This is a genomic window from Ruegeria sp. AJ12, assembly GCF_056536245.1.
Genome location: NZ_JBQFJJ010000001.1, coordinates 2811876 through 2835157, shown reverse-complemented (window position 1 = coordinate 2835157; position 23282 = coordinate 2811876). Strand labels below are relative to the sequence as shown.

Annotated in this window: 27 protein-coding genes and 1 pseudogene; 25 read left to right on the top strand and 3 right to left on the bottom strand. The window is 58.7% G+C overall.

Annotated features, from left to right (window positions below; genetic code table 11):
- The 21 genes and pseudogenes from nuoF to ACR3E0_RS14050 all read left to right on the top strand — a co-directional run bounded on the left by nuoF (position 1) and on the right by ACR3E0_RS14050 (position 18579).
- Positions 1–1299 (top strand): NADH-quinone oxidoreductase subunit NuoF, encoded by a 1299-nt coding sequence (nuoF, locus tag ACR3E0_RS14150; RefSeq protein ID WP_480479451.1) that lies wholly within the window; start codon positions 1–3, stop codon positions 1297–1299.
- Positions 1296–1799, top strand: a complete 504-nt coding sequence (locus tag ACR3E0_RS14145; RefSeq protein WP_480479450.1) for a DUF3291 domain-containing protein — start codon at positions 1296–1298, stop codon at positions 1797–1799. Before nuoF ends, ACR3E0_RS14145 begins: the two co-directional genes overlap by 4 nt.
- Positions 1800–1809: 10 nt before the next feature.
- A complete protein-coding gene (locus ACR3E0_RS14140) occupies positions 1810–2229 on the top strand; it encodes an MAPEG family protein (RefSeq protein ID WP_480479449.1) in 420 nt (139 codons plus the stop codon).
- Positions 2226–2729: a DUF3291 domain-containing protein gene (locus tag ACR3E0_RS14135; protein WP_480479448.1), complete on the top strand. Its 504-nt coding sequence runs from the start codon at positions 2226–2228 to the stop codon at positions 2727–2729. The genes ACR3E0_RS14140 and ACR3E0_RS14135 overlap by 4 nt, the downstream gene beginning before the upstream one ends.
- 130 nt (positions 2730–2859) lie before the next feature.
- Complete coding sequence (locus ACR3E0_RS14130) at positions 2860–3165, top strand: hypothetical protein (RefSeq protein ID WP_480479447.1); 306 nt, start codon at positions 2860–2862, stop codon at positions 3163–3165.
- 98 nt (positions 3166–3263) lie between these two features.
- Complete coding sequence (locus ACR3E0_RS14125; RefSeq protein ID WP_480479446.1) at positions 3264–3668, top strand: DUF5333 domain-containing protein; 405 nt, start codon at positions 3264–3266, stop codon at positions 3666–3668.
- 3 nt (positions 3669–3671) lie between these two features.
- The gene (gene nuoG / locus ACR3E0_RS14120) at positions 3672–5693 is read left to right on the top strand and encodes an NADH-quinone oxidoreductase subunit NuoG (RefSeq protein ID WP_480479445.1); all 2022 of its coding nucleotides are present in this window, start codon (positions 3672–3674) and stop codon (positions 5691–5693) included.
- A gap of 180 nt (positions 5694–5873) precedes the next feature.
- Positions 5874–6908 carry an NADH-quinone oxidoreductase subunit NuoH gene (nuoH, locus tag ACR3E0_RS14115; RefSeq protein ID WP_480479444.1) on the top strand — a complete coding sequence of 345 codons (1035 nt, stop codon included), beginning with the start codon at positions 5874–5876 and terminating at the stop codon, positions 6906–6908.
- 11 nt (positions 6909–6919) lie between these two features.
- The gene (locus ACR3E0_RS14110; RefSeq protein WP_480479443.1) at positions 6920–7534 is read left to right on the top strand and encodes a hypothetical protein; all 615 of its coding nucleotides are present in this window, start codon (positions 6920–6922) and stop codon (positions 7532–7534) included.
- Between the two features lie 3 nt (positions 7535–7537).
- A complete protein-coding gene (gene nuoI / locus ACR3E0_RS14105) occupies positions 7538–8032 on the top strand; it encodes an NADH-quinone oxidoreductase subunit NuoI (protein WP_480479442.1) in 495 nt (164 codons plus the stop codon).
- Positions 8029–8439, top strand: coding sequence for a carboxymuconolactone decarboxylase family protein (locus tag ACR3E0_RS14100; protein ID WP_480479441.1), 411 nt, complete (start codon positions 8029–8031; stop codon positions 8437–8439). The genes nuoI and ACR3E0_RS14100 overlap by 4 nt, the downstream gene beginning before the upstream one ends.
- On the top strand, positions 8436–9038 hold the full coding sequence (locus ACR3E0_RS14095; protein ID WP_480479440.1) for an NADH-quinone oxidoreductase subunit J: 603 nt from the start codon (positions 8436–8438) through the stop codon (positions 9036–9038). Before ACR3E0_RS14100 ends, ACR3E0_RS14095 begins: the two co-directional genes overlap by 4 nt.
- A gap of 38 nt (positions 9039–9076) precedes the next feature.
- Positions 9077–9520 carry a hypothetical protein gene (locus ACR3E0_RS14090; RefSeq protein ID WP_480479439.1) on the top strand — a complete coding sequence of 148 codons (444 nt, stop codon included), beginning with the start codon at positions 9077–9079 and terminating at the stop codon, positions 9518–9520.
- A 4-nt stretch (positions 9521–9524) separates the two neighbouring features.
- A pseudogene (locus tag ACR3E0_RS14085) lies at positions 9525–9620 on the top strand (NADH-quinone oxidoreductase subunit NuoK); the annotation flags it as partial.
- 223 nt (positions 9621–9843) lie between these two features.
- Positions 9844–10149: an NADH-quinone oxidoreductase subunit NuoK gene (gene nuoK, locus ACR3E0_RS14080; protein ID WP_050602759.1), complete on the top strand. Its 306-nt coding sequence runs from the start codon at positions 9844–9846 to the stop codon at positions 10147–10149.
- A 7-nt stretch (positions 10150–10156) separates the two neighbouring features.
- Positions 10157–12319: an NADH-quinone oxidoreductase subunit L gene (gene nuoL / locus ACR3E0_RS14075; protein ID WP_480479438.1), complete on the top strand. Its 2163-nt coding sequence runs from the start codon at positions 10157–10159 to the stop codon at positions 12317–12319.
- Positions 12319–13863 (top strand): NADH-quinone oxidoreductase subunit M, encoded by a 1545-nt coding sequence (locus ACR3E0_RS14070; RefSeq protein ID WP_480479437.1) that lies wholly within the window; start codon positions 12319–12321, stop codon positions 13861–13863. Before nuoL ends, ACR3E0_RS14070 begins: the two co-directional genes overlap by 1 nt.
- Before the next feature lie 15 nt (positions 13864–13878).
- Positions 13879–15321, top strand: a complete 1443-nt coding sequence (gene nuoN / locus ACR3E0_RS14065) for an NADH-quinone oxidoreductase subunit NuoN (RefSeq protein ID WP_480479436.1) — start codon at positions 13879–13881, stop codon at positions 15319–15321.
- 53 nt (positions 15322–15374) lie between these two features.
- Positions 15375–16124, top strand: a complete 750-nt coding sequence (locus ACR3E0_RS14060) for a biotin--[acetyl-CoA-carboxylase] ligase (protein ID WP_480479435.1) — start codon at positions 15375–15377, stop codon at positions 16122–16124.
- A gap of 11 nt (positions 16125–16135) precedes the next feature.
- Entirely contained in the window at positions 16136–16915 is a 780-nt protein-coding gene (locus ACR3E0_RS14055) for a type III pantothenate kinase (protein ID WP_480479434.1), read from the top strand.
- Positions 16912–18579 (top strand): ribonuclease J, encoded by a 1668-nt coding sequence (locus tag ACR3E0_RS14050; RefSeq protein WP_480479433.1) that lies wholly within the window; start codon positions 16912–16914, stop codon positions 18577–18579. Before ACR3E0_RS14055 ends, ACR3E0_RS14050 begins: the two co-directional genes overlap by 4 nt.
- A gap of 10 nt (positions 18580–18589) precedes the next feature.
- On the opposite strand, the gene ACR3E0_RS14045 is transcribed toward ACR3E0_RS14050, so the two are convergent.
- Together ACR3E0_RS14045 and ACR3E0_RS14040 are read right to left on the bottom strand one after the other, a co-directional pair.
- The gene (locus ACR3E0_RS14045) at positions 18590–19291 is read right to left on the bottom strand and encodes an NUDIX hydrolase (protein ID WP_480479432.1); all 702 of its coding nucleotides are present in this window, start codon (positions 19289–19291) and stop codon (positions 18590–18592) included.
- A 25-nt stretch (positions 19292–19316) separates the two neighbouring features.
- On the bottom strand, positions 19317–19715 hold the full coding sequence (locus ACR3E0_RS14040) for a DUF983 domain-containing protein (RefSeq protein WP_480479431.1): 399 nt from the start codon (positions 19713–19715) through the stop codon (positions 19317–19319).
- Between the two features lie 224 nt (positions 19716–19939).
- On the opposite strand from ACR3E0_RS14040, the gene ACR3E0_RS14035 reads away from it, so the two are divergent.
- From ACR3E0_RS14035 to ACR3E0_RS14020, 4 genes are read left to right on the top strand one after another with little or no spacing between them, the layout of a single operon-like run.
- Positions 19940–20407, top strand: coding sequence for an EF-hand domain-containing protein (locus ACR3E0_RS14035; RefSeq protein WP_480479430.1), 468 nt, complete (start codon positions 19940–19942; stop codon positions 20405–20407).
- Between the two features lie 6 nt (positions 20408–20413).
- On the top strand, positions 20414–21028 hold the full coding sequence (locus ACR3E0_RS14030; protein ID WP_480479429.1) for an RNA polymerase sigma factor: 615 nt from the start codon (positions 20414–20416) through the stop codon (positions 21026–21028).
- The gene (locus ACR3E0_RS14025; RefSeq protein ID WP_480479428.1) at positions 21021–21374 is read left to right on the top strand and encodes a hypothetical protein; all 354 of its coding nucleotides are present in this window, start codon (positions 21021–21023) and stop codon (positions 21372–21374) included. Before ACR3E0_RS14030 ends, ACR3E0_RS14025 begins: the two co-directional genes overlap by 8 nt.
- Positions 21371–21844: a periplasmic heavy metal sensor gene (locus ACR3E0_RS14020; protein WP_480479427.1), complete on the top strand. Its 474-nt coding sequence runs from the start codon at positions 21371–21373 to the stop codon at positions 21842–21844. Before ACR3E0_RS14025 ends, ACR3E0_RS14020 begins: the two co-directional genes overlap by 4 nt.
- A gap of 4 nt (positions 21845–21848) precedes the next feature.
- On the opposite strand, the gene ACR3E0_RS14015 is transcribed toward ACR3E0_RS14020, so the two are convergent.
- Positions 21849–23249 carry a diguanylate cyclase gene (locus ACR3E0_RS14015; RefSeq protein ID WP_480479426.1) on the bottom strand — a complete coding sequence of 467 codons (1401 nt, stop codon included), beginning with the start codon at positions 23247–23249 and terminating at the stop codon, positions 21849–21851.
- Positions 23250–23282 lie beyond the last annotated feature (33 nt).

Below are 23282 nucleotides of genomic sequence, written 5' to 3'. Positions count from 1 at the left end.
ATGCTGAAGGATCAGGACCGGATCTTTACCAACATCTACGGGATGCATGAGCGCACATTGCGCGGTGCACAGGCCCGGGGGCATTGGGACGGCACTGCTGGCCTGATCGACAAGGGCCGTGACTGGATCATCCAGACGATGAAGGATTCAGGGCTGCGGGGTCGCGGCGGTGCGGGTTTTCCGACCGGTCTGAAATGGTCGTTTATGCCCAAGGAAAGCGACGGGCGCCCGGCCTATCTGGTGGTAAACGCCGATGAATCCGAGCCCGGCACCTGCAAAGACCGCGAGATCATGCGTCATGATCCACATACGCTGATCGAAGGCTGCCTGATCGCGTCCTTCGCGATGAATGCGCATACCTGCTATATCTACCTGCGCGGCGAATACATCCGTGAGCGTGAGGCACTGCAGGCCGCGATTGACGAGGCTTATGACGCCGGGTTGCTGGGCAAGAACGCCGCTGGGTCAGGCTGGGATTTCGACCTGTTCCTGCATCACGGGGCCGGGGCCTATATTTGCGGCGAGGAAACCGCTCTGCTCGAAAGCCTTGAGGGCAAGAAGGGGATGCCTCGGATGAAGCCTCCGTTCCCGGCGGGTGCGGGGCTCTACGGGTGTCCGACCACGGTGAATAACGTGGAATCCATCGCGGTTGTACCGACCATCCTGCGCCGCGGCGCGGATTGGTTCGCGGGCTTTGGTCGCCAGAACAACGCGGGCACCAAGCTGTTTGCAATCTCTGGTCATGTGGACAACCCCTGCGTCGTCGAAGAGGCGATGTCGATCAGTTTCGAGGAACTGATCGAAACCCATTGCGGCGGCATTCGCGGTGGCTGGGACAATCTGCTGGCGGTGATCCCCGGTGGGTCCTCGGTGCCTTGCGTGCGTGGGGAAAACATGCGTGACGCGATCATGGATTTCGATCACCTGCGCAATGAACTGGGCTCGGGTCTGGGAACTGCGGCGGTGATCGTGATGGACAAATCCACCGACATCATCAAAGCAATCTGGCGGCTGTCGAAGTTCTACAAACACGAAAGCTGCGGTCAGTGTACACCTTGCCGCGAGGGCACAGGCTGGATGATGCGGGTCATGGATCGTCTGGTGCGCGGCGAGGCGGAACTGGAAGAGATCGACATGTTGTTCGATGTCACCAAGCAGGTCGAAGGTCACACGATTTGTGCCCTGGGCGACGCGGCGGCCTGGCCGATCCAGGGGCTGATCCGCAATTTCCGTGAAGAAATCGAGGACCGCATCAAGGCTCAGAAATCCGGTCGCATGGGCGCGATGGCGGCGGAATGAGTATGCAGCCATCTGGGCATCATATCGCCGAGTTCAATATCGGCACGTTGCGATACGGTTGGGAGGATCCGCGGGTCAAGGACTTCGCGGATAATCTTGATCGGGTCTATGCCGTGGCCACACGGTCCCCGGGTTTCGTTTGGCGCATGTCGGATGAGGCAATGGAAGAGGCGCAGGCCGATCCTGCCGGACCCTTGGGCGGCAATCCACGCACCGCGTCGACATTGTCGGTCTGGGAGGACGTTGCCAGTCTGGAACAGTTTGTATGGAACACCGTCCACAAGCAGTTCTACGACCGTAAGCAGGAATGGTACGCGCCCACGGACGCTCTGCGCCTGGTTCTATGGTGGGTGCCGGTTGGGCATCGTCCGACAATAGTCGAGGCTGTCGAGCGTTTCAGGCATCTTGAACAGCATGGCGACACCGATTTTGCCTTTGGCTGGGCTGGTGCCAAGACGTCTGGCCTTTGGAAGACCGCTCAATGCGAACCCGTTGGGTGAAGGAGGAAAAATGGTGGATATCATGGCCGAATACTCGCACGCTCTTGCGTCGCTGGTGATTTTCACCCTGATCGTTCTGTTCATGTCGCCGTTTTCGGCAATTGCGAAACAGGACAAGGGGCTGGCGCCGGGCGCGACACCCGAACAGGACTATTCCGACAAAGCCTACCGACTGAACCGCGCCTATCTGAATGGCACGGAAACGTTGCCTGCTTACCTGAGCGTCACATTGGCTGCGATCCTGCTCGGGGCAAGCCCGTTCTGGGTCAACCTCCTGGCTTCTCTCGTGTTGTTGTCCCGGATCGTCATGCTGGTGATCCATCTGCGCGGAATTGGAAAGCCGCACAGCGGGCCTCGTTCCGTCTTTTACGTGGTTGGGTGGGCCTGCATGGTCATCCTCGGAGTAATGGCTTTGGGGGCGGCGTTTTGAGACAGCCCGACGGATATCACCTTGCCGAACTGAACATCGGGCGCCTGCTGGCCCCGACAGATGATCCACGCGTGGCCGAGTTCATGGCGAATCTTGACCGGATCAACGGGCTGGGTAAACGCATGCCCGGGTTCGTCTGGATGATGGAAGGCTCAGGCGAACCGGGTACGGGGAACACCGAAAACAACATTGGAGATGATCCACAATTCGTGGCCAACATGACGGTTTGGCAGGACGTGGCAAGCCTTGAACAGTTTGTTTGGGGCACGATCCACAAACGGTTCTACGAACGACGGCACGAATGGTTCGAAGTGTTGGGGGATCAGCATTTTGTCATGTGGTGGGTGCCTGCCGGGCACCAGCCATCGCTCGACGAAGGGCTGGAGCGCCTCAACCACCTGCGGGCAAACGGACCCGACGCCCATGCCTTTGGCTGGGATCAACTGAAACAGGCAAGCAAGTGGCGTGACAACCGTTGCGACCATGTAGCGGCGGAGTGAAGGCAATGCGGACCAAGGCCATGATTACTGTATGCCTCTGCGCGCTGGTCGTGCCAGCCTCCAAACGGAGATGGACAACGTGGTAAAGTGTTTTGTGTCAAAAATTGCAGTTGTTTCTGCGTGTGTGCTCATGTCCGCCTGTGGCCTGATCAGACCGTCCGAGGACCGGGTATTGTTCGACGGGCAGTCGTTTCGCGCCAAAGCCCAGGTTGTCGACAAGAAAGTCTCTCCGACCGACTTCACGGTGACGGTAAACGGCGTTTCAGCGTCGCTTGATGGCGCGCGTGAGGCAGGTCGCTACGAGGGAACCCGGTTCTGTATTCAGAATTTCGGGTCGTCGCGCATTGTCTGGAAAGTGGGTCCGGATACCGAACCTCAGGACCTGCGTATCAGCGACGACAAATTGACATTTGCGGGAACCTGTCAACGACCATGAGCAGCGTTTTCGCATATCAGCGCAAGACCGAAGGGCCGTTATTGCATAGCAGGCCGGTCGCCGCTCGTCTTGGTTTCACCAAGACGAAAGGAACAGTCATGTCTGTTGTGAAAATTCTGGCCCTGACCACCCTGATGGCAATACCCGCCGGTGCCGATGCAAAACCGCCCTTGAGGGATGTCAAAGAGATCGACAACGAACTCTACTACATCGCCATCGCAAACGAGATTTCCGAGTATTGCCCGTCAATCAGCGGGCGCAGGCTCAAGGCGATTGGTGTGATGTGGGACCTGCGGTCCAAGGCAAACAAACTGGGGTACTCGGACAAGGAAATCCGGGCCTATGTGGACTCGGACACCGAAAAGGATCGGATGCGCGCCAAGGGCGAGAGGTATCTGGCCCAAAATGGTGTGTCTTACGAGAACCCCAATTCCTTCTGCAGTTTGGGGCGGAAGGAAATCGACAGAAACAGCGCAATAGGCGTGTATTTGAGGGCGAACTAGACCATGTCTGACCTTCGCAAGATCAATATCGACGGGCAGGAAATCGAAGTCGATGGGGCTATGACCTTGATCCAGGCCTGTGAGCAGGCGGGTGTCGAGATACCGCGCTTTTGCTATCACGAGCGCCTGTCGATTGCCGGCAACTGCCGGATGTGTCTGGTTGAGGTTGTGGGTGGTCCGCCGAAACCTGCTGCCTCCTGTGCGATGCAGGTGCGCGACCTGCGTCCCGGCCCGGAAGGTCAGCCGCCCGAGGTCAAGACAAACTCGCCCATGGTCAAGAAGGCCCGCGAAGGGGTGATGGAGTTCCTGCTCATCAATCACCCGTTGGATTGTCCGATTTGCGATCAGGGCGGCGAATGCGATTTACAAGATCAGGCAATGGCTTATGGCGTGGACTTCAGCCGCTTCCGCGAGGCGAAACGCGCGGTAGACGACCTGGACCTGGGCCCGCTGGTCGAAACCCACATGACCCGCTGCATCTCTTGCACACGTTGCGTTCGCTTCACGACCGAGGTGGCAGGCATTACCCAGATGGGCCAGACTGGTCGGGGTGAGGATGCCGAGATCACATCCTACCTGGGCGAGACCCTTGCCAGCAATCTGCAAGGGAACATTATTGATCTGTGTCCGGTGGGTGCCCTGACCTCTAAACCTTATGCGTTTACAGCGCGCCCTTGGGAACTGACCAAGACAGAGTCCATTGACGTGATGGATGCGTTGGGGTCCAGCATCCGCGTGGACACCAAAGGCCGTGAAGTGATGCGGTTCCTGCCGCGCAACCATGATGGCGTCAACGAAGAGTGGATCAGCGACAAGACCCGTTTCGTCTGGGACGGTCTGCGTCGTCAGCGGCTGGACCGGCCGTATATCCGCGAAAACGGCAAGCTGCGCGCGGCGACATGGCCCGAGGCGTTGTCCAAGGCGGCAGAGGCCCTGAAAGGTGCCGAAAAGCCAGTGGGGATCGTCGGCGATCTTGCGCCGGTTGAGGCGGTATTCGCCTTAAAACAAATGGTCGAAGGGCAGGGTGGCGTTGTTGAATGCCGGACCGACGGCGCCAAGCTGCCTGCAGGCAACCGGGGGGCGTATGCCGGAACGGCTGCCATCGAAGATATCGATGACGCGGCCTCGATTCTCCTGGTGGGAACAAATCCGCGTGATGAAGCACCGGTGCTCAACGCGCGACTGCGCAAGGCTTGGGCGAAAGGTGCTGACGTTGGACTGGTCGGCGAGGCGGTCGACCTGACCTACGATTACGCGCATTTCGGTACAGATCGCAAGGCACTGACAGATAATGCACAATGCGCCATAGATAACATGTCCTCCAAAGGACCGGGCATTGTAGTTGTCGGCATGGGGGCGCTGCAGGAGGCCGATGGCGCGGCTGTCCTGAGTGAGGTCTTGCGTATCACGCAAGCCTCCGGTGCAAAACTGCTGGTCCTGCACACCGCAGCTTCGCGCGTCGGCGCTATGGATGTGGACGCCACAAACGAAGGTGGCATGGATGCCGTCAGCGCGGCCGACGTGATCTATAACCTGGGCGCGGATGAGGTTGAAATCGGCGAAGGCGCCTTTGTGATCTATCAGGGCAGTCATGGTGATCGGGGGGCGCATCGCGCTGACGTGATCCTGCCGGGTGCGGCCTACACCGAAGAAAACGGCCTGTTCGTGAACACCGAAGGTCGCCCGCAACTTGCGATGCGCGCCGGGTTCGCGCCGGGCGAGGCCAAGGAAAACTGGGCCATCCTGCGGGCGCTGTCTGCGGAGTTTGGTGCGACGCTGCCTTTCGATTCGCTGGCGCAACTGCGCAGCGCGTTGATCGAGGCGGTGCCACATCTGGCCCGCATCGATGAGGTGATCGAGAACGAGGTGCAACCGCTTGAACCCGGTTCCTTGGGCGCGGCGACATTCCGCAATGCGATCAAGGATTTTTATCTGACCAACCCGATTGCGCGCGCCTCCCAACTGATGGCTGAGCTATCGGCACAGGCGCAGGCCCTCAAATCCGAGAAGATTGCAGCGGAATGAGCCAGACCTGTTTCGTATCGCGGACGGGTTCGCCTGATTTGCGTCAGAAACCAAAGAAAAAGGGTGGCGTCGCGGCGGCATATGCTGTTTACACCAACGCGCCGACCCAGCCGCAGTTTGCGCAGGCACATGGCCTTTGCATCACTCGCGGTCAACAGAAGACCCACGGTGTGAGGACCAATGGCTGATTTCTTTACCACCCCAGGCGGCATAGCCATCATCATCCTGGCACAAGTGCTTGCCGTTGTGGCCTTTGTAATGATCTCGCTGCTGTTCCTCGTCTACGGAGACCGCAAGATCTGGGCCGCCGTCCAGATGCGTCGCGGACCGAACGTAGTGGGAGCCTATGGCCTTCTGCAATCGGTCGCGGACGCGTTGAAATACGTGGTGAAAGAGGTGGTCATTCCGGCGGGAGCCGACCGCACGGTCTTTATCCTCGCGCCGCTGACCTCGTTTGTTCTGGCCATGATCGCCTGGGCGGTGATCCCGTTCAACGACGGCTGGGTCCTGTCGGACATCAACGTCGCGATCCTCTATGTCTTCGCCGTGTCATCACTGGAAGTTTATGGTGTGATCATGGGTGGTTGGGCATCGAACTCAAAGTACCCGTTTCTCGGCTCGCTGCGCTCGGCGGCGCAGATGATCTCTTATGAAGTCTCCATCGGTCTGATCATTATCGGCGTGATCATTTCAACCGGATCGATGAACTTCGGGGCCATCGTGCAAGCGCAGGACGGCAATCTGGGCCTGTTCAACTGGTACTGGCTGCCGCATCTTCCGATGGTGTTTCTGTTCTTCATCTCGGCACTGGCGGAAACCAACCGCCCGCCGTTTGACCTGCCCGAGGCGGAATCGGAACTGGTCGCCGGATATCAGGTCGAATACTCGGCCACGCCGTTCCTGTTGTTCATGGCCGGTGAATACATCGCCATCTTCCTGATGTGCGCTTTGACCACGCTGCTGTTCTTCGGGGGCTGGCTGTCGCCAATCCCGGGCCTGCCGGATGGCGTGCTGTGGATGGTCGCCAAGATGGCGTTCTTCTTCTTCCTCTTCGCGATGGTCAAGGCGATCACGCCCCGCTACCGCTATGACCAACTGATGCGACTGGGCTGGAAAGTGTTCCTGCCGTTCTCGCTGGGTTGGGTGGTGTTCGTGGCCTTTGCGGCGAGGTTCGACTGGTTCTGGGGCGCGTTTGCGCGTTGGGGCGTGGGTTGATGGAGCAGAGAATGCGACACATATTTGCCTCGCTCATTGCGTTCACTTTTTTGAACGCGCCGACCTATGCTGCCGAAACTGAACCTGGTGAAGTTCAGAGTTTGCTTGATGTTACTCATCGAGTCTGTGTGCCTGAGTTCAAAACAGTGTTCCAGTTCAATGACGGTCTTCGGGAATCCTTCTCAAAAGAGTTGGGCCAAAAATACCCGCTCGTGTCTGCTGAGCAGCATCTAGCTTTTGACAAATACGTAGTCGGATCTGTAATAAACGCGATCCAACTCGGAGACATGGCTGCGTATATGGGGGCTTTGAAGAGCCGAAAATCTATCCCGGACGCGGCGCGCGACAAATCACTGGCACTATTGGATTTGGTAGAGTGTCTGCGAATAACGCCGGATGACAAAATACGGCTTGCAGAATTCGTAGACGTGAGCGTCGAGGCTGGAAACCTACCCAACCATGTCAACGTAGAAACCTTGCTTTCAGCGCAAACCGATGCCGAGTGTATGCAAACGATTGAGGCCGGTCGCCGGGTTTTGGCAGTTGACGCAAACGCCGCAGATGTGAGCGAGCAAGTTCAGTTTATTCTCGAAGATACTGCTGGCCGTTGCGAGGAGGATTTGTAAGACATGACCCAAATCGACTACACCCGCGCCGCCAAATACTTTTTGCTGCAAGACTTTTGGGTCGGCTTCAAACTGGGTATGAAGTATTTCTTCGCCCCCAAGGCCACCGTGAACTATCCACACGAAAAAGGCCCTCTGTCGCCGCGATTCCGGGGTGAGCACGCCCTGCGCCGCTATCCGAATGGGGAAGAACGCTGCATCGCCTGCAAACTGTGCGAGGCGATCTGCCCGGCCCAAGCCATCACCATCGACGCCGAACCGCGTGAGGACGGCAGCCGCCGTACGACGCGCTATGACATCGACATGACCAAATGCATCTATTGCGGATTCTGTCAGGAAGCCTGCCCGGTTGATGCCATCGTCGAAGGCCCGAATTTCGAATTCGCCACCGAAACCCGCGAAGAGCTGTTCTACGACAAGGAAAAACTGCTCGACAACGGCGAACGCTGGGAAGCCGAGATTGCCCGCAATCTGGAACTGGACGCGCCGTACAGATGAGTGACACGCCGACAAATCCGTTCGAGCTGATGATGAAGCAGGCGCAGGACATGGCCAAGGCGATGAACCCGGCGATGGAGAGTTTCTCGCCCAAAGGGTTCGAGGCGCTGTGGCCGACCATGCCAAAAGAGGTCATGGAGATGATGTTCGGCAACACCGTCAACAAAGACGGGCTGGATGCCAAGACGCGCCTGCTGCTGACGTTGGCGGGGCTGACCTGTCAGGGCGCGCAGGCCGATACCGCCGTGCGCCAGACGGTGCGTCATGCGCTGGAGGCCGGGGCCAGGAAACAAGAGATCGTGGAAACGATCGGTCAGATGTCGGTCTTTGCCGGCATCCCGGCCATGACCCGCGCGCTGGATCTGGCGCAAGAGGTCCTGGGCGACAATGAGGATGAGGATCAATGACCGTCTTTGCCTTCTACCTGTTTGCCATCAGCGCCATCACCGGCGGGCTGTTCACGGTGATCAGCCGTCAGCCGGTGCATTCGGTGCTGTGGCTGATCCTCGCGTTCCTGTCTTCGGCAGGGCTGTTCGTGCTGCTGGGGGCAGAGTTCGTCGCGATGTTGTTGATCATCGTCTACGTGGGCGCAGTCGCGGTGCTGTTCCTGTTCGTTGTGATGATGCTGGATGTGGACTTTGCAGAGCTCAAGGCCGAGATGGCGCGCTATATGCCGCTGGCGCTGCTGATCGGCCTGGTCATCCTGATGCAGTTCGTCATGGCCTTTGGAGCCTGGGACAGCGCGCAGGGCGCGGCGGCCAATCTGGCGCAGCCGATCCCGGCGGACCGCCACAACACCGAAGCACTCGGTGTCATCCTCTATGATCAATACTTCCTTCTGTTCCAACTGGCGGGCCTGATCCTGCTGGTGGCCATGATTGGCGCCATCGTACTGACCCTGCGCCACCGTCAGGACATCAAGCGTCAGGACATCGTCGGCCAGATGATGCGCGACCCGGCCAAGGCGATGGAGCTGAAGGACGTGAAACCGGGGCAGGGGTTGTGAGCTTTAGAGCGGTCATAACGGGCCTAGCACTGGCAAGCATGCCCTTTTCGGCAAGCGCGTATCCCTTGTCGCAATGCAACGGCATCGGGTCATGGGATTATCATTCTGTCGAAACCAATCATCAAGTTGTTGGCGAAGGCGTGGTTGCATTTAACTACAGCGGAGTTTTCTGCTGGGATAACAAATGTACAAAATCTGAGAAACTTATCTTCTCCGCCTGCCAGACTGGACAGAGACTAACCATAGTCACGCGACTCGATAGGGAGCTCGACAATACCCTGCTGGATCGAAGGGACGAGGCAAAAGAAGCCATGCACCAAATCGTCGATGACGAATCTGCCCGGACATGGATTTCTGTGAAAAGGACCTTTGAAAATAAAGCCTTCAGGGTCGATGAGACTACAGAAACTAAAGAGAACTGCGCTTGTGCCGCGGCCTTCCCGGAGCTTCGCAACGGGAAAGAGAAATTCGAGGGACTTTGAGACGATGATCGGGATTGAACACTATCTTGCAGTCGCGGCGACGCTGTTGGTCATCGGTATCTTCGGTCTCTTTCTGAGCCGCAAGAACGTCATCATCCTGCCGGATGCCATGATCGGCGTCATCGTACTGACGCTGCGCCACGGTCATTGCGTCGTCCGCCAGATGATGCGTGAAACCGCCGATGTGATAGAACCGAAAAACATAAAACCGGGGCAGGGGTTGTGATGAGCGGAGAACTGATTGCAATCCTGGTCGCTGTGGCCGTGGCCATTGTTGCCGCCTTTGGATACTTCAACCGGTTGTAGATGCCGGGAGGGACAGAATGATTGGACTAGAACACTATCTGACGGTCGCAGCGACGCTGTTCGTCATCGGCATCTTCGGTCTCTTCCTGAACCGCAAGAACGTCATCATCCTGCTGATGAGCATCGAACTGATGCTGCTGGCGGTGAATATCAACCTCGTGGCGTTCTCTAGCTTCCTCGGCGATCTGGTCGGGCAGGTGTTCACCCTGTTCGTGCTGACCGTTGCGGCGGCCGAGGCAGCGATTGGTCTGGCCATTCTGGTCTGCTTCTTCCGCAACCGTGGCTCGATCGCGGTTGAAGACGTCAATATGATGAAGGGCTAAGAGAACCATGGAAACCACCATCCTCTTTGCCCCGCTCGTGGGCGCGCTGCTGTGCGGGTTCGGCTGGAAGTTCATCGGCGAAAAGGCGGCGATGTGGACGGCGACAGGCCTGCTGTTCCTGTCATGCCTGCTCAGCTGGATCGTGTTCTTTACGTTCGATGGCCAAACTCAGCAGATCGAGATCATGCGCTGGATCGAGAGCGGGTCGCTGTCGACAAGCTGGGCGATCCGCCTGGACCGGCTGACGGCCATCATGCTGATCGTTGTGACAACGGTTTCGGCGCTCGTGCACCTCTATTCCTTCGGCTACATGGATCACGATCCGCAATGGCGCGAGGGCGAGAGCTATAAGCCGCGATTCTTCGCCTATCTGTCCTTTTTCACCTTCGCCATGCTGATGCTGGTGACGGCAGACAATCTGGTCCAGATGTTCTTTGGATGGGAGGGCGTGGGCGTTGCGTCTTATCTGCTGATCGGGTTCTACTATCGTAAGCCATCCGCGAATGCGGCGGCGATCAAAGCGTTCGTCGTCAACCGGGTCGGAGATTTCGGCTTTGCGCTGGGGATTTTCGCGCTGTTCTTCCTGACCGACAGCATCAATCTGTCTGACATCTTCACATCCGCGCCGAAGCTCGCAGAAACCCAACTGAGTTTCTTGTGGGGCGACTGGAACGCGGTTGAAGTGATCTGTGTGCTGCTATTCATCGGCGCAATGGGGAAATCGGCACAGCTGATCCTGCACACCTGGTTGCCGGACGCGATGGAAGGCCCGACACCGGTCTCCGCCCTGATCCACGCTGCGACCATGGTGACGGCGGGTGTGTTCCTGGTCTGCCGCATGTCGCCTTTGATGGAGTTCGCGCCAAGCGCCACGGCGTTCATCACCGTGCTGGGCGCATCAACTGCGTTCTTTGCCGCCACTGTTGGTCTGGTGCAGACCGACATCAAGCGCGTCATTGCCTATTCGACCTGTTCGCAGCTTGGCTACATGTTCGTGGCGGCTGGCGTAGGGATGTACTCGGCGGCGATGTTCCACCTGCTGACACATGCCTTCTTCAAGGCGCTGCTGTTCCTGGGCGCGGGTTCGGTCATCCATGCGATGCATCACGAACAGGAAATGACGGAATATGGCGGGCTGCGTAAGAAAATCCCCTATACGTTCTGGGCGATGATGATCGGCACTTTGGCCATCACAGGTGTCGGGATACCCAGCTTTATCGTCACGTTTTTTGGCACGCCCATCGGCTTTGCCGGGTTCCTGTCCAAAGACGCAATCATTGAAAGCTCGTATGCAGCCGGGTCGGCCTATGGCTTCTGGATGCTGGTGATCGCAGCGGTGTTCACTGCGTTCTATAGCTGGCGGCTGATCTTCCTGACATTCTATGGTGCGCCGCGCGGGGACAAGCATACCCACGATCATGCGCATGAAAGCCCCATGGTCATGCTGATCCCGCTGGGCGTTCTGTCGCTGGGGGCGGTCTTTGCCGGTATGATCTGGTTCGGCAATTTCTTTGGCCATACGGACAAGGTTGGCAAGTTCTACGGCATTCCGGTCGCGGAGGCGTCGGAGCATTCCGAAGCCGGCGATCATGGTGCAGCGGATGCCGGACACGGTGATGATGCCGCACACGCGGACGAAAGCCACGGGGATGACGCCGCCCACGCAGACGAGGGCAAGCATGGGGATGATCACCACTATGTCTTTGTTGGCGCGCCGGGGCAGGGTGCACTGTACATCGCGCCGGACAACACGGTTCTGGATGATGCCCATGCGGTTCCGAAATGGGTCAAGTTCTCTCCCTTTGTCGCAATGGTGCTGGGCTTTGTCGTGGCCTACTGGTTCTACATCGTGAACACGTCGCTACCGGCGCGTCTGGCCGAGAACCAGCGCCCGCTGTACCTGTTCCTCAAGAACAAGTGGTACTTTGACGAGCTCTATGATGTGGCCTTTGTCAAACCCACGCTGGCGATTGGGCGCTTCCTGTGGAAACGCGGTGACGGCAACACAATCGACGGTTTCCTGAACGGTGTGGCGATGGGCGTTGTTCCCTTCTTCACGCGCCTCGCCGGTAAGGCACAGACCGGGTATATCTTTACCTACGCCTTCTGGATGGTTCTGGGCATCGCCGCCCTTGTCACCTGGATGTCGATCGGCGGAGGCGTGCAGTAATGGACAATATCCTTTCCATCGTCACGTTCATCCCGGCCATCGCAGCAGGCATCCTGGCCCTGTTCCTGCATGGTGACGACGCGGCGGCACAACGAAACGCCAAGTGGATTGCGTTGCTGGCGACCACGGTGACTTTCCTTGTCTCGATCGGCATCTACACCGGCTTTGACCCGTCGAACACCGGCTTTCAGATGGTGGAAGAAGGGGAATGGCTGCTGGGCCTGAAGTACAAGATGGGCGTGGACGGGATCAGTGTTCTGTTCGTTTTGCTGACCACCTTCATCATGCCGCTGACCATTCTGGCCAGCTGGAATGTGACCGAGCGGGTCAAGGAATACATGGTCGCGTTCTTGCTGCTGGAAACGATGATGCTCGGCGTGTTCATGGCGCTGGATCTGGTGCTGTTCTACCTGTTCTTCGAGGCCGGCCTGATCCCGATGTTCCTGATCATTGGCATCTGGGGCGGCAAGGACCGCATCTATGCCAGCTTCAAGTTCTTCCTCTACACCTTCCTCGGCTCGGTGCTGATGCTGGTGGCGATGGTGGCGATGTACGCAGATGCGGGCACGACCGATATCGAGGCGCTGATGACCCATCAGTTCTCGTCCGAGGCGTTCAACGTGCTGGGTATCCATGTCGTTGGCGGATTGCAGACGCTGATGTTCCTGGCCTTCTTCGCGTCCTTCGCGGTGAAGATGCCGATGTGGCCGGTGCACACATGGCTGCCGGACGCGCACGTCCAAGCCCCCACGGCGGGGTCGGTCGTGCTGGCGGCGATCCTGTTGAAGATGGGCGGCTATGGCTTTCTACGGTTCAGCCTGCCGATGTTCCCTGTCGGGTCTGCCGTGATGACGGATGTGGTGCTGTGGATGTCGGCCATTGCGGTCGTCTATACGTCGCTCGTGGCGCTGGTGCAGGAAGACATGAAGAAACTCATCGCCTATTCCTCCGTTGCGCATATGGGCTTTGTGACCATGGGTATCTTCGCGGCGAACCAGCAGGGCATTGATGGTGCGATCTTCCAGATGCTCAGCCACGGGTTCATCTCGGCGGCGCTCTTCCTGTGCGTAGGCGTGATTTATGACCGGATGCACACACGCGATATCGAGGCGTATGGAGGTCTGGTGATCCGGATGCCTGCCTACGCGCTGGTCTTCATGCTGTTCACCATGGCGAACGTGGGCCTGCCAGGCACCAGCGGGTTCATCGGTGAATTCCTGACGCTGATGGGCACGTTCCAGGTCAATACCTGGGTGACTGCCGTGGCGGCGACCGGTGTGATCTTCTCGGCTGGTTATGCTCTGTGGCTTTATCGCCGGGTGGTCTTTGGCGATCTGATCAAGGAAAGCCTCAAGGCGATGACCGACATGAGCTCACGCGAGCGGCTGATTTTTGCGCCGCTCATCGTGATGACCATCCTGCTTGGGGTGTATCCGTCGCTGGTGACCGATGTCATCGGCAACTCGACCGCCGCGCTGATTTCGAATTATGACACGGCTCTGGCCGCGGCTGAGGCTGCGATCCAGACGGCCGCCTCGCATTAAGGGAGCTTTGGAGACATGATCCAGGCTGATCTGACGATAATCCTGCCAGAGATTGCTCTGGCCGTGTATGCGATGGCGGCGCTGATCGGGGCTGTCTACACCACCAAGGATGCACTGGCGCCGGTGCTGGTCTGGACGACCGCCGGGGTCATGGCCCTGCTGGCTTTCTGGATTGCCACAAACGGCGAAGGCACGAATGTCGCCTTTAACGGCATGTTCATCGACGACGGGTTCTCCAGATTTGCAAAGGTTGCGATCCTGCTATCTGCGGCCGCCGTGTTGTTGATGAGCCAGGATTACATGGCGCGTCGCGACCTGCTGCGGTTCGAATACCCGCTGTTGGTTGCGCTCGCGGCTGTCGGCATGATGATGATGGTCAGCGCCGGCGATCTGATGTCACTCTACATGGGGCTGGAACTGCAGTCGCTGTCTCTCTATGTCGTGGCCGCGCTGCGCCGGGACAGCGCGAAATCGACCGAAGCCGGTCTGAAATACTTCGTACTGGGTGCGCTCAGTTCGGGCCTGCTGCTCTACGGTGCGTCGCTGGTCTACGGCTTTTCCGGGACCACGCTGTTCTCCGGCATCATCGCAACGGTGCAGGCAGGTGAGATTTCCGTCGGGCTGCTGTTTGGCCTGATCTTCCTGATCTCGGGTCTGGCGTTCAAGGTTTCAGCCGTTCCATTCCATATGTGGACCCCGGACGTCTACGAAGGTTCGCCCACGCCGATCACCGCCTTCTTTGCGACTGCGCCCAAGGTGGCTGCGATGGCTCTGTTCGCGCGTCTGCTGCATGATGCCTTTGGCGGTGTCGTCAAAGACTGGCAGCAGGTGATCGTATTGCTGTCGGTTCTGTCGATGTTGCTGGGTGCCGTCGCCGCCATCGGCCAGCGCAATATCAAGCGCCTGATGGCCTTTTCGTCTATTGCTCATATGGGCTATGCGCTGATCGGCCTTGCAGCAGGGACAGAACTGGGCATCAAGGCGATGCTGATGTATCTGGCGATCTACGTGACGATGAATATCGGCACCTTCGCTTTTATCCTGATGATGGAACGCGACGGCAAGCCGGTGACGGATATCGATGCGCTGCGCCAGTATTCCAAGCGTGATCCGGGCAAGGCTTTGGCTGTTTTGATCCTGATGTTCAGCCTCGCAGGGGTCCCGCCGATGCTTGGGTTTTTCGCCAAGTTCGGTGTCTGGCAAGCCGGTGTCAGCGCCGGTCTGACCGGGTTGGTCATCGTGTCGGCCATCGCGTCGGTCATCGGGGCGTTCTACTATCTTCGGATCGTGTTCTACATGTATTTCGGGGAAGAGAACGAAGAGCCGATTGAAACCCGCTCGTCCCCTGTTTTGTGGACGGCCCTGATGGGGTCGGCTGCTCTGATGCTGATTGGCGTGTTTTATCAGTTCGGTGTTGAAAGTGCCGCGGCGGCGGCGGCGGCAACGCTTGTCAACTGACCTTTACCTTCACCTGAGACACGGGGCTCGGGCGCTGCACCGGGCCTTGTGACATGAGCGATTGGCCGCAGGGATATGGCCTGCATGTGTTGCAGGAGGTCGACAGCACCTTGAACGAGGCCGCGCGGATCGCGCCCGTCGCGCAGGGGCCGGTCTGGATCATGGCACATCGTCAGACCGAAGCCCGGGGCCGACGAGGGCGGGCGTGGACTCACCCAAAAGACAATCTTGCCGCAACTTTGCTGATGCGCCCCGAAGGCAGCCCCGAGCAAGCCGCATTGCGCAGCTTCGTCGCGGCGCTTGCTTTGTTCGACGCGTGTGTTGCAGTCACAGGGCGGGCATCAGGCCTGTCCCTGAAGTGGCCAAACGATGTATTGCTAAACGGTGGCAAGCTGGCCGGGATTTTGTTGGAAAGCACCGGTCAGGCGGGTGGGGTATCGCATTTGGCAATCGGCATCGGCGTCAACCTGTCCGAAGCGCCTGGCGCCGATAAAGTCGAGCCCGGCGCGGTGCGGCCGGTATCTCTGCTGTCGGAAACCGGGGCTGCCGTTACACCCGATGATTTCCTGACGGAACTGGCGGTGGCTTTCGCCCGCTACGAGACGCAATTTCGGACCTATGGGTTCGAGCCGATCCGTGCCGCATGGCTGTCGCGTGCCGCCCGATTAGGCGAAGTCATCACCGCCCGAACCACAACCTCGGAAACGGTTGGCACGTTTGAAACGGTGGACGCGGGGGGCAACCTTGTCCTAAACACCGCGAAAGGCCGCGTCAGTATTCCCGCGGCAGATGTGTTTTTCTGAAGGGGGCGCAGATGCTTCTGGCCATCGATTGCGGCAACACGAATACGGTTTTCTCCATCTGGGACGGTGAAGAATTCCTGTGCACGCTGCGCACCTCGACCCATCATTCGCGGACGGCGGACGCCTATTTCACGTGGTATTCGACTCTGGTGAAACACTATGGGATCGACGCCGACATCACAGATGTGATCATTGCGTCTACCGTTCCGCGCGTTGTGTTCAACCTGCGCGTCTTTGCGGACCGTTTCTTTGGGTGCCGACCGTTGGTCGTGGGCAAGCCCGAGTGCCTTTTGCCAATGAACCCCCGCGTGGACGAGGGCACCGTCCCCGGACCGGACCGTTTGGCAAACGCTGCGGCCGCTTTTGATCGCCATGGTGGAAATGTGGTCGTGGTTGATTTCGGAACAGCCACCAATTTCGACGTGGTGGCCGCGGATGGCGCCTATGTCGGCGGTATCATCGCGCCCGGCGTGAACCTTAGCCTTGAAGCCCTGCATCAGGGGGCAGCGGCGCTACCACATATCGACATCACGCGTCCGGAAAAGGTCATCGGCACCAATACGGTCAGTTGCATCCAGTCCGGCGTGTATTGGGGCTATTCAGGGCTGATCGAGGGCTTGATTGAGCGTATCAGGGCGGAATACGGCATGCCGATGAAGGTCGTCGCGACCGGAGGTCTTGCGCCGCTGTTTGATCAGGCTGATGTGGGCTTTGACGCAATAGAAGACGATCTGACGATGCACGGCCTGACCGTGATCCATCGCTACAACAAGGAAAATGGCTCCACATGAGCAGTGAAAGACTGATCTACCTGCCGCTGGGCGGTGCAGGTGAAATTGGCATGAATGCCTATGTCTACGGATACGGAAAACCGGGACAGGAGCGGTTGATCCTGGTGGATCTGGGCGTGACCTTTCCCGATATGGACACAACGCCCGGCGTTGACCTGATTCACGCAGATATCTCGTGGCTCAAGGAACGTGTGGACCGGTTGGAAGCAGTGTTTGTTACCCACGCGCACGAGGATCACGTGGGCGCGGTGGCGCATTGCTATGACGCCCTGAACGTGCCGGTTTTTGCCCGCGCCTTCACGGCCAATATCGCCCGCCGAAAGATGGAAGAACGTGGCCACCCCGAAGACGCGGTGCATACTGTTTCGGCCTGGCCCGAGCAGGTTGCAGCCGGCCCGTTTACCGTTGGATTTCTACCCGTTTCGCACTCCATCCCGGAAAGCGCGGCGCTGGTGATCGATACCCCTGCGGGCCGGATTCTGCATTCCGGGGATTTCAAGCTGGACGCAAATCCCGTTGTCGGAGAACCTTTCGACCCCGATCTATGGGCCGAGGTGGCAAAAACCGGGGTGAAAGCGCTGGTCTGTGACAGCACCAATGTCTTTTCCACCCATCCCGGACGGTCGGAATCCGAAGTCGGGCCAGAGATCACCAAGCTGGTTGAAGACGCTCAGGGTATGGTGGTGGCCACGACCTTTGCCTCGAACGTCGCGCGGGTTAAGACGCTGGCCGAGGCGGGGCAGCGGGCCGGGCGGTCGGTTGTTCTGCTGGGTCGCGCCATGCGCCGGATGATCGAGGCGTCGACCGAAACCGGAATTCTGTCGGATTTCCCACGTGTCATCAGTGCCGAAGAGGCGGTCGACCTGCCACGGCAGAACCTGATGCTGATCGTCACCGGCAGCCAGGGGGAACGTCGCGCGGCCAGTGCGCAACTGGCGCGGGGCAAGTACCGCGGGCTGGAACTGAAAGAGGGTGATCTGTTCCTCTTTTCGTCCAAAACCATCCCCGGAAATGAGCGCGGCGTGATCTTCATCATGAACCAGCTCAGTGAAAAGGGGGTGGATGTTGTCGATGACAGCTCGGGCCTTTACCACGTGTCGGGCCACGCCAACCGGCCGGATCTGGAAAAGGTGCACGCGCTGATCAATCCGCAGATGGTGATTCCGATGCATGGTGAACACCGCCATCTGCGCGAACATGCCAGACTTGCCGAGGTGGGTGGACGCACCGGGGTTTTGGCGGTGAACGGGACAATGCTGGACCTCACTGGAAATGCGCCGACCGTGGTGGACTACATAGAAACCGGTCGCACCTATCTGGACGGGTCAGTGAAGATCGGTGCGCTGGACGGTGTCGTGCGGGATCGGATTCGCATGGCGCTGAACGGTCATGTCACAGTAACCGTCATTCTGGATGAAGAGGACGAGCCGCTGGGCGAACCGTGGTGTGACACGATGGGTCTGCCCGAGACCGGAACATCCCGTACAGCGTTGGTTGAGGTTTTGGAGGAAGACCTGAACCAATTCCTGATGCGGGCTGAAACCCGGACCCTGCGCAATGACGACAAGCTGGAGGAGGACATGCGCCGCCTCGTGCGGCAAACGGCGAAGGACGAAATCGGCAAAAAGCCCGAGGTTACCGTGGTGATCAGCCGATTGAAGTGATCCGGACGCCTCAGTCGGTTTCCGGCATGGGATAGCCTTTGAGCCGCAAAAACAGGCTCTGCTCGTCATTATTGAGGTAATACGGAACGGATTCGGGCGGGTCCAACTGGGTGACCCGTCCGGCAATTTCGGCCAGCACGACCTCGGTGATAAAGGGCAGATCCAGATCCCGTGCCCGGTCCAACCGGACCCATTGCAAGTGTGACAGCTCGTCCGAGGCATGGCTGAAATCATCCAGATCGCCCTGGATTGCACCGGCATCGACCAGAAAGAACCGGGCATCAAACCGGCGCGGACGACCCGGCGGTGTCACGGCGCGAAATACAAACTGCAACGCGCCTGCGGCGGGCGTGAATCCCATGGTTGCAAAGCTCTGCCAATCTGCGGGCGCATCCTCTTGCCAGTGTCCGGGCTGACCCAGGATCAGTCCGGTCTCTTCCCACAACTCGCGTATTGCAGCGGCGGCCAGCGCGTGGTGCAGGCCGGGTGTGGATTGCTCGGACAAACGTTCGCGGCACACATCCGGCAGTGCCGCGGCCAACGGCACCTGCGCGTCGGCCGGGTCGACTGCACCACCCGGAAACACAAACTTGCTTGGCATAAAGGCCGCGTTGGCGCCCCGCTGTCCCATCAGAATGGACGGATCGCTCTGGCGGTCGCGCAACACAATGACGGTTGCCGCGTCTCGGATCGCAGTTTTATCCGCAGTCATGCCCTGCCTGATCTGGTTGTGACAGTCACGAGGATCTTTCGAACCCATGCATCCGTCGGGCCCATTGATAGGCCACAACAGCGCCCTTCAATCTGGGGAGCAGATACAGGGACAGCGCAACACATCCGATCGAAAGGCTGATTGCCATGGTCCATGGGTCGGGTCGCAGATGCACGTACGAGACATGAAGCACGGGGGCCAGCAGGTGTCCCACAAGCAGGATAGTCAGATAGGCCGGCCCGTCATCGGCACGGTGATGGAAAAGTTCTTCTCCGCAGTTAGAGCAGGTGTCATTGACCTTGAGATAGCTGTGCAACAGCTTGCCCTCGCCGCATTTGGGGCATTTGCAGCGAAACCCTTTGGCCAGCGCGGGCCAAGTCGGGCGTTCGTCTTCGGTCGTGGTTTCGATCGTCTGATCAATCATAATGTAACTCGCGCGTTCATCTTTGCGGGATATTGCGCCTCTTTGAGGGGTTAGAAAAGGGGGGTGCGTCGCTTTGCACCGCCCAGGCGATGAAAACCTTTGTGATGTTTGGATTCCGATCCCGTGAGACGGGAATAACTTTTTTGCGACGGAAACTGGGTGCTGTCCCGTTTGAATGAGTATGAGCAGCGGCAATGAGGCCGCGTCAACAAGGGAAGACAGAAATGAAAAATTCGAAATTCATCTCGGCCATTGTGCTTTCTGCGGTCGCAATCACAGGCACATCCGCTTTGGCGGCAGGGCCAAAGGACCGCCAACCGGTCTCATTCCAGGAACTGGATGCCAACAATGACGGTCAGGTGACGCAGGAAGAGATGCAGGCTCATCACAACCAACGGTTCACCCAGGCGGATACCAATGGGGACGGTCAGTTGAGTGTTGAGGAAATGCAGGCCGCTGCACGGCAAAAGGCAAATGACCGGGTCACCAAGATGTTCGAGCGGCAGGATGCCAATCAGGACGGTTTTTTGAGCGACGATGAGTTGCCGAAACCGCGCCGGGCTGACAAGATGTTTGACCGGATCGATGCAGATAACAGCGGCGGGATTTCGGAACAGGAATTTGCGGATGCCAAGGACAAGATGGGCCGGAAACTCAAGAAGCGCGACGGCTCGAACACAGATAACAACTGATGCGGGATGGAGGATCTGACCTCCCATGCGCAACAGGTTCGCGGCGCGCACAGCGTCGCGGACGATCTCAGCGACGATGCGTTGCTGAGGCGTTTTGCTGATGGTGATGCCGAGGCTGCGCGCCTGCTGACGGATCGGCTGGGTCCTCGAAGTTTTTCAGTCGCCCTTCGCTTGCTGGGAAACCGGACAGAGGCCGAGGATGTGACTCAGGACGCGATGATGCGTTTGTGGCAGATGGCACCGGATTGGGTGGCAGGAAACGCCAAGGTGTCCACGTGGCTCTACCGTGTCACACTGAACTTGTGTGTGGATATCAGGCGCAAGAAAACGCCGCACAGGTTGGCCGATGTGCCCGAACCCGAAGACGGGCAGGCCAGCGCGGTGGACCGCCTGCAGGACGAGGCGCGCAGGGATGCGTTGCAGATGGCTTTGACACAACTGCCCGATCGGCAAAGACAGGCTGTGGTGTTGAGGCATATCGAAGAATTGCCCAACCCCGAGATTGCCGGGATCATGGGCATTTCGGTGGAAGCGGTTGAAAGCCTGACGGCGCGTGGGAAGCGGTCGCTCGCTGGAATACTGGCGCGGCGACGGAATGAACTGGGGTATGACGATGGCTGACGAAAACCAGGAACTGGATCAACTGTTTGCCGAAGCGCGGCAGGACAGCCCTGTGTTGTCTGACGACCTTGCTGTTCGCATTCTGACCGATGCAGAGGCCGTTCGATTGGACCGCCTCAAGCCACCTGCGACCCCAAAGTCCGGTATCTGGACCCGTGTGCTTGGCGCCGTTGGCGGCTGGCAGGGTTTTGGTGGCATGGTCGCCGCCAGTGCGGCGGGTATTTGGATCGGGTTTTCGGCGCCAGCGGTTTTGCCTGACCCTTCATTGCTTTTGGCGTCGCAGGATGTCGGATATCTGGTGGCGGACCTTGGCTTTGACACGACTTTTCTGGAGGACACGGAATGACCGCGGATGCCAAACCCAAACGGCGATGGATGCCCATCGTTCTGGCCGTATCGCTGGGGCTGAACCTGCTGATCGTGGGTGTTGCCCTGGGCACCGTGATGCGATTCAGAGGCAGCGACCATGCCAAAGCGCCGCCAAGCTTTGGCCCAGCCCTGTACCGTGCCTTGCCGAAAGAGGATCGCAAAACCATACGGGGTGAATTGTCGGACCTGCACAGAGATGGATCGAAAGATCGGTCGCGGGATTTTGAGGCAATCAGCCTGGCCTTGCGGGAAGTACCATTTGATCAGTCCACTTTAGAGGTGTTGTTGCAACAGCAGGCGCAATCAACGGCGCAACTGCAGGCCGCTCTGCAGGCGCAATGGCTGACGCGTGTCATCGACATGAGCGATGGCGAAAGGCGGGCCTACGCGGATCGCCTCGAGGAGGTGGTCGCGCGCGGCCCGCGCGGACACAAGAAAAGGGATTGACGGTTCAGGCGGCGCTTTGTCGAATTCTAACCTGGTTTCGTCCCGACTTCTTGGCAGCATAGAGCGCCTTGTCAGCCGACCGTATCAGCTTTTCCACCGTTTCCGGTTTTGTGGTTTCCGCAAGAAAGGCCGGCGCCGACATTTTCAGGCCAATGCTGACTGTGACAGGCACCTGTTTCTTTTGATCAGGTAGGTAAAACGGCTCGTCGCAGATACAGTCACAAAGGGCTTCGGCCAGTTTGGCTGCGCGCGCGCGCGATATGTTGGGAACGCCGATCACAAATTCTTCCCCGCCAAAGCGGGCAATAAAGCCGGTCGATCCCAGGACATTTTGCATTCGCTCTGCGGCCTGCGCCAGGACAAGGTCGCCGCTGGCGTGACCGAAACTGTCGTTTATCGATTTGAAGTGATCCAGATCGGCCAGCATTACGGCAAATCCACGTCCGGTTTGCAGAGATCGCTGCGCGATCTGGTCCATTGCGCGCAACGCGTAGCGCCGGTTGTACAGGCCGGTCAGAGGGTCGACCCAGGATTCTGCAATGCCTTTTCTCAGAGACGCACGCATCTGATCCAAGCGCACCTTCCGGGCGATCTGGTTGTCCAGCCGGAGCAGGATTTCTTTGGCATAAAAGCCCCCCAGACACACCGCATCGGCCCCGCGATCAAGGGCCTCGGACGCGCGGGCGGCGTCGTCATCCTCCAAAACGCCAATCAGAACCGTGTTCCGCGTGGCGCTGCGGGACCTTAGATCAGCCAATATGTGCAGCCCGGCCGGGTTGGCATCCAGTTCGACCACGATCGCATCCGGGATTGATCCGGAAAGAACGCTGTGCAGGTTGGACTGTGTATGCCAGGTCAGCTTGTGACGGGTTTGTCCAATCAGTGACTTTTGCCATAGCGCACCGGTTCGCGGCGTTTGCGCAAGTATGGCAACACGCGCGGTTTTGGCTTGAGGCGTGAAGGCCGACGCTGATTCCCCAAAGCCAATCGACTGCGGGCCTTCCCTGACCTGTAGATCCTGAGTGTCTGCACGCGCGCGCAGCAGGCTGCGGATACGTGCCAGGAGCAGGGTGTCCTTGAAGGGATGTGTCAGAACGTCGTCCAACCCGTCTGCCAGGGCGCGCAATCTTGCGCCCCTGTCATTCTGGTCGGCAATTGCGATCACCGGAACGTCGACAAGGTCCGGTTCCATCTGAATCAGTTTCTTGACGTCTGCCGCCGTTCCATCCGGCAGTGTTTGTGCGGTCAGAACCAGATCAGGCCGGGTGCGCCGCAACAGGGCAGGCAATCCATCGAGTTTCTGCCCCTGAACAACGTGATACCATGCCGCGGTCAACTGAACCTTCAGCATTATGCGGTTGGTTGATACCCCGTCGAGGACAAGGATGGTTCCCTGCACGGACATAGCGTTTCACCGTTGATTGCATGCGTGAACAAA

Bases quoted from the DNA above. Each gene is read 5' to 3' on its own strand.
- nuoF (WP_480479451.1), top strand. From the start codon at position 1: ATGCTGAAGGATCAGGACCGGATCTTTACCAACATCTACGGGATGCAT.
- ACR3E0_RS14095 (WP_480479440.1), top strand. From the start codon at position 8,436: ATGACCGTCTTTGCCTTCTACCTGTTTGCCATCAGCGCCATCACCGGC.
- ACR3E0_RS14090 (WP_480479439.1), top strand. From the start codon at position 9,077: ATGCCCTTTTCGGCAAGCGCGTATCCCTTGTCGCAATGCAACGGCATC.
- nuoG (WP_480479445.1), top strand. From the start codon at position 3,672: ATGTCTGACCTTCGCAAGATCAATATCGACGGGCAGGAAATCGAAGTC.
- ACR3E0_RS14055 (WP_480479434.1), top strand. From the start codon at position 16,136: ATGCTTCTGGCCATCGATTGCGGCAACACGAATACGGTTTTCTCCATC.
- ACR3E0_RS14050 (WP_480479433.1), top strand. From the start codon at position 16,912: ATGAGCAGTGAAAGACTGATCTACCTGCCGCTGGGCGGTGCAGGTGAA.
- nuoL (WP_480479438.1), top strand. From the start codon at position 10,157: ATGGAAACCACCATCCTCTTTGCCCCGCTCGTGGGCGCGCTGCTGTGC.
- ACR3E0_RS14035 (WP_480479430.1), top strand. From the start codon at position 19,940: ATGAAAAATTCGAAATTCATCTCGGCCATTGTGCTTTCTGCGGTCGCA.
- ACR3E0_RS14045 (WP_480479432.1), bottom strand. From the start codon at position 19,291: ATGACTGCGGATAAAACTGCGATCCGAGACGCGGCAACCGTCATTGTG.
- nuoK (WP_050602759.1), top strand. From the start codon at position 9,844: ATGATTGGACTAGAACACTATCTGACGGTCGCAGCGACGCTGTTCGTC.
- nuoH (WP_480479444.1), top strand. From the start codon at position 5,874: ATGGCTGATTTCTTTACCACCCCAGGCGGCATAGCCATCATCATCCTG.
- ACR3E0_RS14145 (WP_480479450.1), top strand. From the start codon at position 1,296: ATGAGTATGCAGCCATCTGGGCATCATATCGCCGAGTTCAATATCGGC.
- ACR3E0_RS14100 (WP_480479441.1), top strand. From the start codon at position 8,029: ATGAGTGACACGCCGACAAATCCGTTCGAGCTGATGATGAAGCAGGCG.
- ACR3E0_RS14110 (WP_480479443.1), top strand. From the start codon at position 6,920: ATGCGACACATATTTGCCTCGCTCATTGCGTTCACTTTTTTGAACGCG.
- nuoN (WP_480479436.1), top strand. From the start codon at position 13,879: ATGATCCAGGCTGATCTGACGATAATCCTGCCAGAGATTGCTCTGGCC.
- ACR3E0_RS14025 (WP_480479428.1), top strand. From the start codon at position 21,021: ATGGCTGACGAAAACCAGGAACTGGATCAACTGTTTGCCGAAGCGCGG.
- nuoI (WP_480479442.1), top strand. From the start codon at position 7,538: ATGACCCAAATCGACTACACCCGCGCCGCCAAATACTTTTTGCTGCAA.
- ACR3E0_RS14030 (WP_480479429.1), top strand. From the start codon at position 20,414: ATGGAGGATCTGACCTCCCATGCGCAACAGGTTCGCGGCGCGCACAGC.
- ACR3E0_RS14130 (WP_480479447.1), top strand. From the start codon at position 2,860: ATGTCCGCCTGTGGCCTGATCAGACCGTCCGAGGACCGGGTATTGTTC.
- ACR3E0_RS14015 (WP_480479426.1), bottom strand. From the start codon at position 23,249: ATGTCCGTGCAGGGAACCATCCTTGTCCTCGACGGGGTATCAACCAAC.
- ACR3E0_RS14040 (WP_480479431.1), bottom strand. From the start codon at position 19,715: ATGATTGATCAGACGATCGAAACCACGACCGAAGACGAACGCCCGACT.
- ACR3E0_RS14060 (WP_480479435.1), top strand. From the start codon at position 15,375: ATGAGCGATTGGCCGCAGGGATATGGCCTGCATGTGTTGCAGGAGGTC.
- ACR3E0_RS14070 (WP_480479437.1), top strand. From the start codon at position 12,319: ATGGACAATATCCTTTCCATCGTCACGTTCATCCCGGCCATCGCAGCA.
- ACR3E0_RS14020 (WP_480479427.1), top strand. From the start codon at position 21,371: ATGACCGCGGATGCCAAACCCAAACGGCGATGGATGCCCATCGTTCTG.
- ACR3E0_RS14140 (WP_480479449.1), top strand. From the start codon at position 1,810: ATGGTGGATATCATGGCCGAATACTCGCACGCTCTTGCGTCGCTGGTG.
- ACR3E0_RS14125 (WP_480479446.1), top strand. From the start codon at position 3,264: ATGTCTGTTGTGAAAATTCTGGCCCTGACCACCCTGATGGCAATACCC.